Source organism: Mucilaginibacter polytrichastri (assembly GCF_001911425.1).
GTDB lineage: Bacteria > Bacteroidota > Bacteroidia > Sphingobacteriales > Sphingobacteriaceae > Mucilaginibacter > Mucilaginibacter polytrichastri.
This window is the reverse complement of record NZ_MPPL01000001.1, coordinates 103,389-119,092: the sequence shown is the minus strand read 5'-3', so window position 1 is coordinate 119,092 and position 15,704 is coordinate 103,389. Positions and strand designations below refer to the sequence as shown.

The following is a 15,704-nucleotide window of genomic DNA, read 5'->3' as shown; positions in this document are numbered from 1 at the left end:
ACCACACCTGTGCGCATAAAAAAGGGAAAGCCGTAGCTTCCCCCTTTTTTCATAGATAGTGTGTAGTTTATTTAACGGTATACCGTATAACTGTACGGCCAATATTGCCATCTTTATCAATGCCCTCAATTACTGCTTTGTAGGTACCCCTGCCATCGCTATTGTAAAAGTTAAGGGTTGCATTACCCAGTTTATCGGTTATAACGGCAGGGTTCCAGTAAATGGTGGTGCGCAAATCACTTGCTAATTGCGCTTTAGATACATCGTATTTAGGTAAATAAAACTGGCGTGTTTTGGCATATCCCTTTGGCGTAAAGGTAACCACATTCTGATCGGGGAATAACTCCTTTAGCTGGCTTGCAGTAACCTTAGTACCTTTTGGCACTTCTTTCATATTAATGGAGATTACGCCATTGGTATTATTCATTTTATTAATGCTGGAGAAACCATCACTGTTAAATATTTCTATACCTTCAACCTCGTTTGGGTTAACGCTATTTAAGAAACTAACATCAACCGGCATACCTTTTAAGTAAAATTGCACCGGGTTTTTGTTACCTGCATTATAGTCGCGGGTAATGTAAAAATTATTATCGCGATAGGTAATACCAATTAAAGCCGTAGTTAAGCACATTACAAAGTTATTACAGCCTTTAAGCTGTTCGCCGCTTACCTCATGGTCGGCAATAGAGCTTAAACCTGTTAAGGCAGAATAATCCTGGTGGGTAACTTTTTTTATCGGCGCGCTCTTAATTACAACCTCTTTCAGTATCTGATTAAACTGGTACTGTTTTTCGCTATTTTTAATAGAGGGGCTAAGTACGCTGTCGATATTAATAATCTCATCGGCAAAGTTTTCAGAACGGCCAACTACCGGATAAAAACCGGTGTTCATGGTAATCTTCATGTTTTTAGAATCCACATTATTACGCGCACTAATGGTAACCTTAGATGAGTCTGAGAATACTAAATTCTTAAATGAAAACTCGCCGTCGGCATTGGTGGTGGTTTCTGCCGAGAAATTTTTATCCGGTATAATGATACGCACAGCACCCTTAAATACAGGGATGCCATTAAACTTGCGCAAAATACCCGATAGGGCAATCCCCTGCTCTGCCCCTAATTTAACAGCCGGAATTTTGCCGCTTAGTATTTCGGTAAACCCAAACTCTCTGAAACCCTGGGTTAGCATTAAAACATCCAGATCATCAACTTTTTTTACATCGGGCTTAATAAAATAATAATTGGGCTGCTCAACATAACCGCTCACATCGCTTGTAAGTAGTATATTACTTAAAATGGTAGTGGCGGCATCTTCGGCAAACGGCACTTTAGTTTCGTCAACAACTGCTACAGAGAAACTTCCCTCTGCCGGCTTATCGGCCATTTTAGCGGCTACATTTAAACTTACCTTCCCGCGGGCCAGATACGATGGTTTATCGGGCGTTACTGCTATATTTAAAGCATCATCATGATTAATAAATACCAGCCTTTCGCTCAATGGTTCGCCTGCCGATGAAAGCAAGGTTACTTCTAAAACGCCCGATTTAAATTTACTTTTTGGTATGGCTGCGGTAGTAGTTTGCTCGTTAAGGATGGATTGTGCAGCGAAGGTTACAAAACCACCGTTTTTAGCTACAATATAAAATGCCTTGTTTTTATTTTTCTGATAAAAAGACGGGCTGGCGCCTATCTGTAATATCAGTGTATGCGGGTTAGCATTATTTACAGCCAGGTTAATACCATCTGCGGCTACGCGCGGCAAGTTGTAAGTAGCCTTGCTGCCATCCGGAAACTCAACTTTGGCGGTGTAAGCTGTATTACCCTGGGGGGTAAACAAAAATTTACCCATACCTAAATGTTGCGATGCAAAACTAAGCACCTCTTTGCCCTGCCCGTCAACCACGGTGCCTTTAACATCAAGGCCAAGGCCGTTACCCTGTATTGCTTTAAATGCCAGTTGCGATGGCACATCGGCAAGCAGCATCCCTCCTTCCGGAAAAAACTGCACATCGGCCCCGTTAAATGCATTTTTGAGTATAAATGTGCTGTTGGCTGTCTTCTTGTTTTCGGCTTCTATACTGGTAATTAGTAAGCCGCCGCTTATGTCTTCGCGCTTGGTGGTATTAATAGCCACGTATAAATACCCTTTGGCATCGGTATTACCACGGCCCTTAAGTACAATATCACCGTTTTTTTCTATCCGCCACTCTACGCGTTTGTTTGGCAATATGGCACCATCTGTGCCCCGGTATAAAATGCGGGCACTAAGTTTAGAGTTTTTATCATTAACGTTACCAGAGTAAGATATATTGGTATTCACATCCTTATTAAGGGCGCTGCCTACGGTAATTATCTTATCAAACATGTACGATGTATTAAAATTAAACATCCACTGGGTATAAGCCCGCAAACGGTAGTTGCCCTGCCTGTAGTTTAAGCCCGATAATACAATATTGCCAAAAGCAGTACCATTGGCCACCGGTAACCTCAGCTCTTCAACAACAGAATCGCGCGAGTTGATCAGTTCTACATTAAGCACCTTGCTTATTTCTGACGGTACATGGAAATCCATGGTTAAATAAGCCTTAAACCAAATGGTATCGCCAACGGCATAATAAGGCTTATCCAGGTGCAGGTATACTTTTTCTACAGGGTGATCATTATTGGTCTTAACCGCCTTTTCTATGATGGAATTAAGTGGGATGCTATCGTGCTGTGCCTGAGCCGATAAGTGGGTAAGTACAAAAAGTAGCAGCAGGTAGAGATATCTTTTCAACAGTTTATTTTTTTAATACGTTATATAACGGGTAAAAATGGCTAAACATTATCATTCCGCCTAACGATTTAACATTTTATAACTAAAAAATGAATAATTACAATTATTACCAAGGCATACAATACCTATGCAAATATATTGACTAATAAGACTTATAAAGCGTTTATTAAGCTGGGATGACGTTAACTGTTCACCCTATCAACCGCTTTGTAGTAACTAATCTGTTACGCGATTAATCTTTTTTAGCTTTTTGTTGTTATACTTACAGTAATACGTACAATTATGAAAAAGACATTTTTTAGCATAGCCCTACTTTTTACCCTTGCCGCTTCGTTAAGCAGCTGTTTTGTAAACCGCGATCCGCATGGCCGACGCAGCGACAGAGGACGCAGTTACCCGCATGACGAGCATCATGATGATGGGCATCACGATAGATAAATCATAAAAAAAGGAGCCTAAAGCTCCTTTTTTTATGCCCCGGCGATATAATAACCGTATAAAATACAATTATTTTACCGCCATTGTAGAATTATACAAAATATTAATGCTTTTTTGCAGTTAATAATCCGAACCCTTTTAAACATGAGGTTCGAGATTTAGTTGATTAAGTAGATATTACAAACTACTTTTATGCATTCCGGGTTGAGAGCCGGAATGCATTTTTTATTTCATACATTGCCATCAAATACACGTAGTAGGTTTATCAGCATCGTCAACTATTCCTGTTAGTTTTAAAAAGAGCAGCCCACACCTACCGGATAAACAGTCATTACCCGAAATATTTTGTCATATTTGTTTATAACTTTACGTTGCACGAATGCTTAATCATAACGAGGTCGACCTGAATAATTGCGATAGAGAACCTATCCATATACCAGGTCAAATACAATCGCACGGGTTTTTAATTGTGATTGATCATAATTACACCATCCGTTACCACAGTGATAATATTTCCGTGTTTGTTGAAGGTATAGGCAACAATTTGCTGGGCCGGAGTATTAATGACGTTGAGCTACTGATAGGCCAAAATGAACCGAAAGATTTTATAAGCCAACTAATCAGTTTCGGCAAAAAAAACGGGTTCGAGCAAACTAATCCGTTTACAACAGATGTGCAGGGGAATCCATTTTACCTTGTGATATCCCCAACAGATGATTATTACCTCCTGGAGTTTGAACCTGCCACATCAGATCTAAGCATTGATATTCAGAAAATGATTGGCCGCTCTATTTCTGAGATGCTGGCCGATAAAAATTTACAACACCTGCTGGATAATGCAGCCCGCCAGGTTAAGCAAATTATCCGTTACGACCGTGTTATGATTTACCGCTTTGCTGATGACGGGCATGGCGAAGTTATTTCTGAAGCTAAAAATGATGACCTGGATCCGTGGGTGGGCCTGCATTACCCCGCATCAGATATCCCAAAACAAGCACGTGAGTTATATAAGCTAAACCTTACCCGGCTAATTGCCAATGTACACACTGCGCCGTCTAAGATTATTACCGCGGCAGATAACAGCATCCCTCTGGATCTTACACCTTCGCAACTAAGGGCTGTATCACCAATCCATATTCAGTATCTGAAAAACATGGGTGTCGATTCCAGCTTCAGTATATCACTTATCTACAAAAAGGAACTTTGGGGGCTTATTGCCTGCCATAATTATACGCCCCGGTTTATTGATTATAAATCGAGAGAGTCATCAAAGCTTATCGGCCAGATCCTGTCATCGGCACTAGAGTTTCGCCAGGATGAAGAAAACCAGCAGATAACGCAACGATATAAAGTAGCGATAGACCAGATCTCTAAATACCTGCTTAAAAGCATCAGTATTGAAGATGCCCTAACTCAGCAAGAAGTTACCATTTTAGATACCACAAACGCCAGCGGTGTTATATTGCTATATGAGAACAACACTATTAAGATAGGCCAAACACCAAATGACAACCAGATTGAGGACTTGCTGAATTGGATAAAAGATAACCTGGGCGATTCTTTCCATTTTACCAACAACCTTAGCAGCGTTTACCCGGCTGCGGCGGCTTATAAAGATATAGCCAGCGGCTTGATGATCTCTGTGCTCTCGCGCGAAATGAATGAATATGTACTTTGGTTTAAACCAGAGCAGATACAAACCATTAAATGGGCAGGTAATCCCGAAAAACCGGCTGAAGTAGCGGCCAATGGATTAATGCAGATTTCGCCCCGCAAATCATTTGGGGAGTGGACGCAGAAGGTATCGGGCACATCAATCAATTGGAGTAACGAAGAAATTAAATCGGCCGCCCGCTTGCGCGAAGAGATCACTTATGCCATTAACCAAAAAGCCAGTGCCATACGCCTGCTGAATGACAAACTAAAACAGGCTTATGAAGAGCTGGATGCTTTTAGCTCTACCATTTCGCACGATTTAAAGAACCCGCTATCCACCATAAAAAGTTATGCGCAAATACTGACCCGCAATGGCAATCTGGAACCTAAAACGCAGCGAATTATGGAGCGAATTATGGTAGGCGCCGATAAAATGAACGTAATGATTAACGAGGTGCTCGACTATTCGCGTATCGGCCGGTCTGAAGTTCAGAATAAACGCGTCGAGATGGAACCAATTATTAATGACCTGGTAAGAGACTTAAAGGTTGCATACAATGCCCCCGATGCCATAGTAAACATTGGCGACATGCCCGATATTTACGGCGACCCGGTAATGATAGCCCAGGTATTTGCCAACCTTATCAGCAACGCCATAAAATATGCCATACCATCTGGCACACCTACAGTAGGCATTGCCGGTAAACTAACCGAAACCGGCGTTATTTACACTATTAGCGATAACGGCATCGGTATAGATATACAATATTTACCAAAAGTTTTTGAACTGTTTGGCCGCCTGGAAAATGCCCGCGACATTGAAGGCTCGGGTGTGGGCTTATCTATTGTAAAACGTATTATAGAAAAGCACCATGGTAAAGTATGGGTAGACAGCGAGCTAAGCAAAGGCTCTACCTTTTATGTGGAATTTTTTTATAAGCATAATATATAACACGTAATTGCGAGGATACCTCGCAATTACGTGCTGGACACAGCCAGCCTAAGCTATTTCCATTTTATGCGCCGGTAACGAGAAGCAAAACATGCTACCTTCGCCAATGGCGCTCTCCACCCAGATTTTTCCTTGCTGGGCTTCAATAAAATCTTTAGAAATAGCCAGCCCCAGGCCCGAGCCCGATTTATTCTGCCCATCGGTAGGTACCTGGAAATAGCGCTCGAACAGGCGTTTCTGGTACTGCTCGTCTATCCCCTTGCCAACATCCTTCACAGAGAATATCACCTGCTTGTTTTTCTCAGATACCTGGATAACTACCTTCGATTTTTCGGGGCTGTAGCGCAACGCATTTGATAGAAAATTGACCAGCACCCAAGCCGTTTTTTCCATGTCGGCGTGCACTTTAGATAAATTGGGGTGGGCTATTACTTGTAATTTGATCCCTTTTTGCTCGGCGTTAAATTTTACAGAGTTCAGGGCATAATCCACAATCTCCACCGGGTCTGACACCACAAAGTTTAACTGGATATTCCCGGTCTCTACCTGCGACAGGTCGAGCAGTTCGCTGGTAATTTTCAGCAGGCGGTCGCTGTCGTCTTTAATATGCTCCAGTAATTCCAATTGTTGCGGGTTTGCCACGCCTACCCGTTCATCATTCAGCAGTTTAAGGCTCATTTTAATAGATGAGATGGGCGTTTTCAGTTCGTGCGAGATCGTAGCTATAAAATTGGTCTTAGCCTCGTCGCGCTCCTTAAACTCGGTAATGTTGCGTAAAATATAAACCTTACCCGCCGATTTACTGGCCACGGTAATTATATCTGATTTTTGCGGGTTAAGGTTTGGAATCACAATCTCGCGGCTTTCCAGTTGAAAATAGGCTTCTTTGCCGGCTAAAGCTATCTTAAATGATTTAATGCCTCCGTTACTTGCCAGTATAGATTTAAACAGATCGTTACTGCCTGTAAACTTTTCGGCCGATTGGCCTACTATTTTTTGCTCACTTATATTCAGGATGTTCTCGGCCACGGTATTAATAAACAAGATTTCCTGTTTTTCATTTAAACCGATAATGGCATCCTGCATTTGTTCAATAATAGTTTCAATACGCTGTTTCTCTGATAATACCTTGGCCAGGTTGGTATTCTCCCACTCATTCAGGCGGTCGGCCATGTCATTAAACGCCAGGGCTACCTCGGCAAACTCATCATTCTTTTTAAAATTCAAGTGCTGGTTGTAGTTTTTCTGGCTAATTTCCCTGATACCATCGATAAGCTCCCTTAACGGGTTGGCAATAAAACCGGGGAAGTTTACACTAAAGCTAAACAACACCAAAAAAGTGAACGAGCCCACAAAGCCTAAAAACAAAGTAGCCTCTTTTACCGATGCCTGTGCCCGCTCATTTTTATGCACAATGGCCAGCATGTTTACCTTCTCAATTTTACGCAGCTGGGCGCGGGCATCATATTGTGCCTGGTATTGCTGTGCAGGGGTAGCGCTTGGTAATTGTAAAATATCATAATCTTTCTCTAATTCCAGAGTAGCTTCTTTTTCGCCAACTTCGGTAATATTGGCCTCCTGCATTTGCAGTTGCTTACCAAACTGGCTTTTGGCATCTCCGTTTAACGGCAATTTATTTTCGTCCAAAACGGTGCGCATTTCGCGGGCAAAGCTCAACGACTCGTAGTTATTTTTAAGGATAACCTTGGCGCTATCTGAAATTTGGTGGATGTAGAATATGGACACTGCTCCGAAGAACATGACTACGACGAAAAGGAAGCCGAATCCGAGTCGAAGTTTGTTTTTTATTTTCATGGCTTAACTGGTTAAATATAAATGCTTTTATTCAGGATAAGATTACTAAGTCTGTCTCTTTTGCTGCAATATATTTAAGCAGCTGGTTAAAGATTGCCGTTCGGAGTATTACCTGAAATAAATTAAGGTGTGGTTTACCGATGCAAATGGTAGTGATGTCCTTTTCGTCGGCAATTTGTATAATGGTTTGCGTTATCTGGTCGCTTTTAATTTTTAAAACCTCGCCGCCCAATTCAGTGGCCAGTTTAAAGTTGTTGATGAGGTGGCGTTGCTTATCCAGCTTAATTTTATCGGCGCTTTCGTTGCTGCTTTGTACATACAGCACCACCCATGGCGAACGGTAATAAGATGCCAGCCGGGCTGTTTTACGAATCACCACTTTAGCCGTATCGGCGTTGGATGAGATACAGGCCAGGAACTTTTCGGGCCGAAGCTTAATTTGCTTGGGGATCTCGATATCAATTTTACGCTCTACATGGTGCGCCACTTCTTTCAAAGCCAGCTCGCGCAGCTGCAGGATCTTATCGGGCTGAAAGAAATTCTTGAGGGCAATGTTTATCTTATCTTTGGTGTAGATCTTGCCATCCTTTAAACGGTCTATCAGTTCATCGGCTGTTAGGTCTATGTTCACGATCTCGTCTGTCAGTTCCAGCACTTTATCGGGGATGCGCTCGGTAATGGCAATCCCGGTAATGGATTCTATCTCCTGGTTCATGCTCTCCAGGTGTTGTATGTTTACCGCCGAAATTACGCTGATGCCGGCTTCTAGAATATCCAGTACATCCTGCCAGCGTTTGGTATTTTTGCTGCCTTCAATATTACTATGCGCCAGTTCATCAACAATAACCACTTCGGGGTGTCGGTTTAAAATGGCGTGCAGGTCCATCTCTTCTACCTCCTTACCTTTGTAAAAAACCTTACGGCGCGGTATAAATGGGATACCGTCAACCAGGGCCTGGGTTTCGGCACGGTTATGCGTCTCAATGTAGCCAATCTGGATATCGATTCCGTTACGCAAAAGGGCGTGCGCTTCCTGCAGCATTCTGTAGCTTTTACCCACGCCGGCACTCATGCCAATGTAAATCTTAAACTTACCCCGCCTCGACTTTTTTACCAGTTCGATAAACGTTTTTACGGTGCTGTCCTGCTCTGCCATTGTTACTGCTTAAAATGAAACCGCAATACTTGTTGTGATAACCTTGTTGGCCGCTACGGCCTCGTTATCTTTTATAAAAATAGGGTCTTTGCTATTCAATACTTTACCCTCTAAGCGTATCACCGCATTAGGGAAAGGTATATAATCTAAATTTACCGAATATCCTGTTGTTTTAAACCCGTTCGGTGTCCCGGTGCTTATAATCATTCCGTTCGGGTCTCTGTAATATTCAATCCGGCCTGCAATAGCCCATTGTGTAGCCAGCATATAACGTGCAATAAATACCGGCGATATAATATGGTTAGTCCTTTTATCTGTTTTTGATTTTTGCTGGGTACCGTAATCTATACCTGCTGTAATCCCAAACTTAGGTGCAAGTTGTAATACCGTATAAAAGTTATTGTAAAACCGCCGTACACCCACCGAATCGGCTCCCTCTGTCCCTAAATAATTGCTGTAATTAAAAGTAACATCTTCAGACGGTTTCCAGGTAAGTTGCAACCCGCCGGCAGGTTTATTATTACCATCCTGGCGCTGTATGCGCTGCCAGCCATTAAGGTACAGGGCCGAAGCGATAAACTTACCGTTATCTGTAGTGTAACTAACCTTAGCACCCGTTTCAAAGTAAGGCGTATTGTCTGACAGGATACCCCGGGTTAACACCCAGCAATCTTTACCAACCGCGCTCTCAAACCCAATGTGCGATGCAAACACACCGGCATCCAGCCACAAATCTGCTTTTTTAGAGAGCCTGATGCCTGCATTGGCCTCAAATATATTTTTGAGCACGCCGGGTTCGGCAGCCAGGTTGGTATTGGTATAAGTACCGGCCATTAAAGCCAGGTTAGCCCTCACATTATCGTTGTTATAGTTTGCCTTTATAAAACCCAGGTTTAAATTAACTTCATTATGCCGGTTATAGGCATACACAAAAGGTGGCATGTTATGGTCTGGCGGGTTATTGAAACTGTAACTATAATATACTTCTGCATAACCGCTAATGGTTAAGTTTTTGTTATCCTGAGCCGATGTTGTTAAAGCACTCATTATAAAAATTGTAGCAAATAAAATTTTGAACTTGTTCATTTATAATTTATTAAAATATTTAACCCTATAAATGAACAAGCTCAACCATTAAAAACGCACAATCAAATCCATTGCTGCGCTCTTCTGGTCTTTCTTAGTTCCATTATCATAGGGGGTTATACCATTGCCATAAGCACGCTGATAGCTAACCTCGGGCCGTAACCTAAAGTAAGTATTGAAACTGTGCACAAAGCCAATGGTATGGTCTGAGTAGGTTGAAACATAACCGGTTCGGTTACCCTGCCTGTCATTCAAATACCCGTTACGGATAGAGACATAATCCTTACCCGACAATTTAATCTGAAAATAGTTTACCGCACCGATAGCACTTGCCGTACCGGGAATGAGGTTACCTGCCCCAACCCCGCTATAAAATTGCCTTGGCGGGCCATCAATTACTGTACCTCCCACTAATGCATCATGCTGCCAGATGTAATAAGCCTCGGTCATCATATGTATAGTACCGTTAAAGCGATGCCCCCAGGTACCTACAACCATTTGCAAATCGTCATGATTGTTTTTATACCTGCCTGCTCCCAGCGAATTAATACCAGCATACACAGAGTTGTTATTATCATCAGACACCCAACGAGCCATCAACAAACCATTTAAACTGGCCGAATTACTCCAGGGCGCAACATCATTACCGCCATGTACACCAACTTCTAATTGCCAATGCGAACCTAGCTTAAAGGTAGCCTGTGCCCCTGTAAATGTAAAAGGATCAACAGTAAACATCAACGAATGGGTATACAGGTAATTATCTGGTGCCCATTGCGCCTCAATATCCGCAGGCGATATAAAACGACCAACTTTTAACAGCATCCCATCACCTATCTTAGGGAAATAGATCAAGCCGTACAACTGGGCCGGATCATATCCGTATTTATTATTGTGCGATAATAGCTGGCTGCTAAAAATCCCTTTGGCCGCAGTATAGCGGTAATCGGTACCATAAACGTTATCAAACAAAAAGCCTAAAGAAACATGGTCTGTTTGTACCGTATTAGGTTGCACCTCCATGCGTAAAACCACCTGATCTAACACCACATTATTGGGTATGATGTCATAAGAGGCAGGCGCATTTGAGTTTTTTGATGAACTTATATTAGCACCAGGATCAACCCATCCATATATCCTAAACTTGGTTTTAGTTAAGCCTAACGCCTTTTGTAAAGGATATATAGGTGCGGTATTGTCCAAGCCGACCAATGGCGCCCCATCCCACTCGCTTCCCGGAAAAGGAGGCGAATCTATAGGCGAAGGCAATGACCGGGCAACCGTATCTTTTTTTGTTGTATTAGTAACTTGTGCTTTAGTGTTTAAACTAATTGCAGTTATTATAATTGTTATGAGCAGGGGTATTTTCATGATTTTTGAATGCTTTCTATAATTCTTATTTCAATTGATCGAGTGCTATATTTAATTTAAGCACGTTGACTTTGCTTGGGCCAAATACGCCCCAAAGTGGTTTTTCTGTATTGTTAGTTAATAAGGCAGCAACCTTTTGCTCATCCAGTTTGCGGTATTTAGCTACGCGCTCTACCTGTACCCTTGCAGCATCCGGCGAAATATCCGGGTCGAGACCGCTACCCGATGCAGTTACCAGGTCAGACGGGATGTCGCTGCGTTTTAAGTAAGGATGGTATTTCAGCAGGGTATCTATACGGCTATTCACATCCTTCAAATATTCGGGGTTGCTTGGGCCTTTGTTTGAACCCGCAGAACCGGCAGCATTATAAGCCACTGCCGATGGCCTGCCCCAGAAATACTGAGGTTTGGTAAAGCTTTGGCCAATATTGGCATAGCCAACCACTTTACCGTTAACGGTAATGGTTTCGCCGTTACCGGCACCTTTTGATGCCTTACCGATAAGCATGATGCTGAGCGGGTATATCACACATAGTACCACGGTGAGTACTAATGTCAATCTGATAGATTGTATGATGAAAGTTTTCATTGTCTTTGATTTTTAATTATTAGAACATTAAGCCTACTACCATATCAATTAACTTGATACCGATAAACGGCGCAATTACGCCACCCACGCCATAATAAAGCAGGTTGGTACGTAACAGGGCACTTGCGCCGATCGGTTTGTATTCTACCCCTCTCAAGGCTAACGGAATCAGCATCGGGATAATAATGGCGTTAAATATCACTGCTGATAATATGGCCGACTCGGGGCTGTGCAGGTGCATAATATTGATGCTTTGCAATGCCGGGATAGAGGCGATAAACAGCGCAGGTACAATGGCGAAATATTTAGCCACGTCGTTTGCGATAGAAAAGGTAGTCAAGGTACCGCGGGTAATCAGCAATTGCTTACCAATCTCCACAATTTCAATCAGCTTGGTTGGGTCATTGTCCAAATCCACCATGTTACCGGCTTCTTTGGCGGCCTGGGTACCGCTATTCATGGCTACACCAACATCTGCCTGGGCCAATGCGGGGGCATCGTTTGTACCATCACCCATCATGGCTACCAGCTTACCGGCGTTTTGCTCGGCTTTAATGTAGTTCATTTTATCCTCTGGCTTGGCCTCGGCAATAAAATCGTCCACACCGGCTTTCTCTGCAATAAACTTGGCGGTTAACGGGTTATCACCAGTTACCATTACGGTTTTGATCCCCATTTTTCGAAGGCGTTCAAAACGTTCGGCAATACCTGTTTTAATGATGTCTTGTAGTTGGATAACACCCAGTATTACTTCGTTTTGTGATACCACCAGTGGCGTACCACCGTTTGATGAGATCTCTTTAACACGTTCTTCAACCTCCTCAGGGAAGGGGTTACCAGCTTTCAGGGCTATGTTACGAATGGAATCAAATGCGCCCTTACGGATGCGTAAACCTTGAGGCGTATCAATACCGCTTGAGCGGGTTTCGGCAGTAAATTTCACAAACTCAGAACCGGCCGGTGCAGTTGGCAATTTAAAATGAGCCGATGCCAGTTCGATGATCGATTTACCTTCGGGTGTTTCATCGGCTAATGATGATAGTACACAAGCTGTAATTAAATCATCGGGCGATACCGCTTTCGCTGGCCAAAACTGGGTGGCTTTACGGTTACCAATGGTGATGGTACCTGTTTTATCTAATAACAATACGTCGATGTCGCCTGCAGTTTCTACCGCTTTACCAGATTTGGTAATTACGTTGGCACGCAAGGCTCTGTCCATCCCGGCAATACCGATGGCTGATAACAGACCGCCGATGGTGGTAGGGATCAGACAAACGAACAATGATATAAGCGCGGCTATCGTGATCGGTGTATTTGCATAATCTGCAAATGGTTTCAGGGTGATACATACAATAATGAACACCAGTGTAAAACTTGCCAGCAAGATAGTCAGCGCAATTTCGTTAGGTGTTTTTTGGCGCGATGCACCTTCTACCAAAGCAATCATTTTATCCAAAAAGCTTTCGCCCGGCTCGGTAGTTACGATTACACGAACTTCGTCTGATAGTACTTTAGTACCACCTGTAACAGATGATTTATCACCACCAGCCTCGCGGATAACCGGGGCAGATTCACCTGTAATAGCAGATTCATCTATAGTAGCAATACCTTCGATAATCTCGCCATCTGTTGGGATGGTATCGCCTGTTTCGCAAACAAACACATCGCCTTTGCGCAAATCGCTTGATGATTTGGTTACGATGCTGCCATCGGGCATTACCACCTTGGCGGGTGTCTCTTCACGGGTTTTACGTAAGCTGTCTGCTTGTGCTTTACCGCGTGCTTCGGCAATAGCCTCTGCAAAGTTGGCGAACAATACAGTTAGGAACAGGATAAAGAAGATGGCAAAGTTATAAGCAAACGAACCCTGCCCCTGATGCGAATAGCTGTAGATCATCACAGGGATCATAACCAGTGTACCGATCTCCACGGTAAACATCACCGGGTTACGGATCATCATCCGGGGGTCCAGCTTAATGAAAGATTCTTTTAAAGCAGTCTGCACTAAGGCAGGCTCAAATAATTTATTTGATTGAGTTTTCATCAGTTTATTTTTAAGAGCCCTCTCTAAATCTCCCCCGGTAGGGGAGACTTTTAAGCCCTCCCTTCCGGGGAGGGTTTGGGTGGGGCTTTGTTATTTAAGCATTGAGAAGTATTCTGCCAACGGGCCTAAAGCGAGTGCAGGGAAATAGGATAAGGCGTTTAATACAAGGATTACGGCAAAAGTCATCAGGCCGAAAGTTTTAGTATCTATTTTTAGCGTACCGGCACTTTCGGGGATGTATTTCTTCTGGGCCAATAAGCCGGCAATTGCAACCGGACCAATAATTGGCAAGAAACGACCCAGGATAAGCACGATACCTGTAGTGACATTCCAGAAGATGTTACCATCGCCCAGGCCTTCAAAGCCAGAACCGTTGTTGGCATTTGATGAAGTGTACTCATACAGCATCTCCGAGAAACCGTGGTGACCTGGATTATTTAACCATGTTGACGGTTTAACAGCCCAATCGCCACCCAAATGATTGGTGAATACATAGGTAGAAATTGCAGTACCAGCCAAAATCAGGAAGGGGCTTAATAAGGTAATGATAGCCGCTATCTTTACTTCGCGAGCCTCAACTTTGTGGCCTAAGAACTCTGGCGTACGGCCAACCATCAAACCAGAGATAAATACAGCGATGATTAGGTAGATGAAATAGTTTAACACACCAACACCGCAACCGCCATACAGCGAGTTAATCATCATGGCCAGTAGTTGCCATAAACCGGTTAAGGCCATCGTACTATCATGCATCCCGTTTACCGAGCCTGTGGATATTACGGTGGTCATGGTGCTCCAATAAGCAGTAGCTGTAGGGCCGAAGCGAACCTCCTTGCCTTCCATAGCGCCTGTGATTTGGCTGACACCCATTTTGGCGATCAGCGGGTTACCAGCCAGTTCGCTGGTAATGGTTGGGATCATCAGCATAAACACACCGATGGTCATTACCCCGAAAATGATCCAGGCTAATTTTTTACGGCGAATGTAGTAACCGAAAGCCAACACCATAGCAACCGGTAATATTACCTGTGCTATCACCTCAACCATGTTGGTTAGGTAGTTAGGGTTTTCGAGCGGGTGGGCAGAGTTAGCACCAAACCAGCCGCCACCATTTGTACCAACGTGTTTAATGGCGATAAATGCAGCAGCCGGTCCGCGCGATACATTTACCGTATCGCCTTGTAAGGATATAAATTTGTCTTTACCGGCGTAGCTGCTTGGCGTACCGTTAAAGGTTAATATAACAGCTACCACAATTGATAAGGGCAGCAACACCCGGGTAATGGATTTTACAAAAAACTCCCAAAAGTTACCCAGGTCTGTAGTGGTTTTATCTTTAAATGCTTTGAAAACGGCAACCGCGCAAGCCATACCTGTTGCAGCACTGGTAAAGTGCAGAAACATAAAGATGAAGTGCTGGGTAAGGTAAGTAGCGCCGGTTTCGCCCGAGTAATGCTGTAAGTTACAGTTTACCACAAAGCTAATAATGGTGTTAAAAGCCAGGTCGGCGCTTTGGCCGGGGTTACCATCGGGGTTAAGAGGCAGCTTATCCTGGTATATTAAAACAAAGAAGCCGTAAACCAACCACAGTATATTGATGGTCATCATGGCTTTTAAAAACTGTTTCCAGTTCATGGGTTCTTTGGGGTTGATGCCCGATAGCTTATAAATTCCGGTTTCAATCGGTTTTAAAAAGTCGGTCCAGATCTTTTCGCCGGCATACATTTTGGCCAGGTACTTACCCAGCGGAATTGCGATCAGCAGGGTGACCACAAACGAGGCGATTATTCCAAGTAGTTCGGTGTTCATTGCGGG

The 15,704-nt window shown here is 43.3% G+C and carries 10 protein-coding genes; 2 read left to right on the top strand and 8 right to left on the bottom strand.

Annotated elements, in window-relative coordinates; translation table 11 throughout:
- Positions 1 to 67 precede the first annotated feature (67 nt).
- Positions 68 to 2,779: a carboxypeptidase-like regulatory domain-containing protein gene (locus RG47T_RS00450; RefSeq protein ID WP_083627238.1), complete on the bottom strand. Its 2,712-nt coding sequence runs from the start codon at positions 2,777 to 2,779 to the stop codon at positions 68 to 70.
- A gap of 282 nt (positions 2,780 to 3,061) precedes the next feature.
- Between RG47T_RS00450 and RG47T_RS25880 the strand changes: the two genes are divergently transcribed.
- Both RG47T_RS25880 and RG47T_RS00445 read left to right on the top strand, forming a co-directional pair.
- Positions 3,062 to 3,217, top strand: a complete 156-nt coding sequence (locus RG47T_RS25880) for a hypothetical protein (RefSeq protein ID WP_171972450.1) — start codon at positions 3,062 to 3,064, stop codon at positions 3,215 to 3,217.
- Between the two features lie 379 nt (positions 3,218 to 3,596).
- Positions 3,597 to 5,825 carry an ATP-binding protein gene (locus RG47T_RS00445; RefSeq protein ID WP_074487362.1) on the top strand — a complete coding sequence of 743 codons (2,229 nt, stop codon included), beginning with the start codon at positions 3,597 to 3,599 and terminating at the stop codon, positions 5,823 to 5,825.
- Between the two features lie 48 nt (positions 5,826 to 5,873).
- Here the strand turns inward: RG47T_RS00445 and RG47T_RS00440 are convergent, their stop codons facing one another.
- From RG47T_RS00440 to kdpA, 7 genes are all read right to left on the bottom strand, one after another.
- Positions 5,874 to 7,640 carry a HAMP domain-containing sensor histidine kinase gene (locus tag RG47T_RS00440; RefSeq protein ID WP_074487361.1) on the bottom strand — a complete coding sequence of 589 codons (1,767 nt, stop codon included), beginning with the start codon at positions 7,638 to 7,640 and terminating at the stop codon, positions 5,874 to 5,876.
- Between the two features lie 31 nt (positions 7,641 to 7,671).
- Positions 7,672 to 8,796 (bottom strand): sensor protein KdpD, encoded by a 1,125-nt coding sequence (locus tag RG47T_RS00435; protein ID WP_074487360.1) that lies wholly within the window; start codon positions 8,794 to 8,796, stop codon positions 7,672 to 7,674.
- Between the two features lie 9 nt (positions 8,797 to 8,805).
- Positions 8,806 to 9,843 carry a porin gene (locus RG47T_RS00430; protein WP_245770834.1) on the bottom strand — a complete coding sequence of 346 codons (1,038 nt, stop codon included), beginning with the start codon at positions 9,841 to 9,843 and terminating at the stop codon, positions 8,806 to 8,808.
- Between the two features lie 87 nt (positions 9,844 to 9,930).
- Positions 9,931 to 11,253 (bottom strand): outer membrane beta-barrel protein, encoded by a 1,323-nt coding sequence (locus RG47T_RS00425; protein WP_074487358.1) that lies wholly within the window; start codon positions 11,251 to 11,253, stop codon positions 9,931 to 9,933.
- Positions 11,254 to 11,278: 25 nt separating this feature from the next.
- Positions 11,279 to 11,842, bottom strand: coding sequence for a K(+)-transporting ATPase subunit C (locus RG47T_RS00420; protein WP_074487357.1), 564 nt, complete (start codon positions 11,840 to 11,842; stop codon positions 11,279 to 11,281).
- 19 nt (positions 11,843 to 11,861) lie between these two features.
- On the bottom strand, positions 11,862 to 13,889 hold the full coding sequence (gene kdpB, locus RG47T_RS00415) for a potassium-transporting ATPase subunit KdpB (protein ID WP_074487356.1): 2,028 nt from the start codon (positions 13,887 to 13,889) through the stop codon (positions 11,862 to 11,864).
- Positions 13,890 to 13,979: 90 nt separating this feature from the next.
- On the bottom strand, positions 13,980 to 15,698 hold the full coding sequence (kdpA, locus tag RG47T_RS00410) for a potassium-transporting ATPase subunit KdpA (RefSeq protein WP_074487355.1): 1,719 nt from the start codon (positions 15,696 to 15,698) through the stop codon (positions 13,980 to 13,982).
- Positions 15,699 to 15,704 lie beyond the last annotated feature (6 nt).

Excerpts from the sequence above, each read along its gene's own strand:
- RG47T_RS00445 (WP_074487362.1), top strand. The coding sequence starts at position 3,597 with ATGCTTAATCATAACGAGGTCGACCTGAATAATTGCGATAGAGAACCT.
- RG47T_RS00425 (WP_074487358.1), bottom strand. The coding sequence starts at position 11,253 with ATGAAAATACCCCTGCTCATAACAATTATAATAACTGCAATTAGTTTA.
- kdpB (WP_074487356.1), bottom strand. The coding sequence starts at position 13,889 with ATGAAAACTCAATCAAATAAATTATTTGAGCCTGCCTTAGTGCAGACT.
- RG47T_RS25880 (WP_171972450.1), top strand. The coding sequence starts at position 3,062 with ATGAAAAAGACATTTTTTAGCATAGCCCTACTTTTTACCCTTGCCGCT.
- RG47T_RS00440 (WP_074487361.1), bottom strand. The coding sequence starts at position 7,640 with ATGAAAATAAAAAACAAACTTCGACTCGGATTCGGCTTCCTTTTCGTC.
- RG47T_RS00435 (WP_074487360.1), bottom strand. The coding sequence starts at position 8,796 with ATGGCAGAGCAGGACAGCACCGTAAAAACGTTTATCGAACTGGTAAAA.
- kdpA (WP_074487355.1), bottom strand. The coding sequence starts at position 15,698 with ATGAACACCGAACTACTTGGAATAATCGCCTCGTTTGTGGTCACCCTG.
- RG47T_RS00420 (WP_074487357.1), bottom strand. The coding sequence starts at position 11,842 with ATGAAAACTTTCATCATACAATCTATCAGATTGACATTAGTACTCACC.
- RG47T_RS00430 (WP_245770834.1), bottom strand. The coding sequence starts at position 9,843 with ATGAGTGCTTTAACAACATCGGCTCAGGATAACAAAAACTTAACCATT.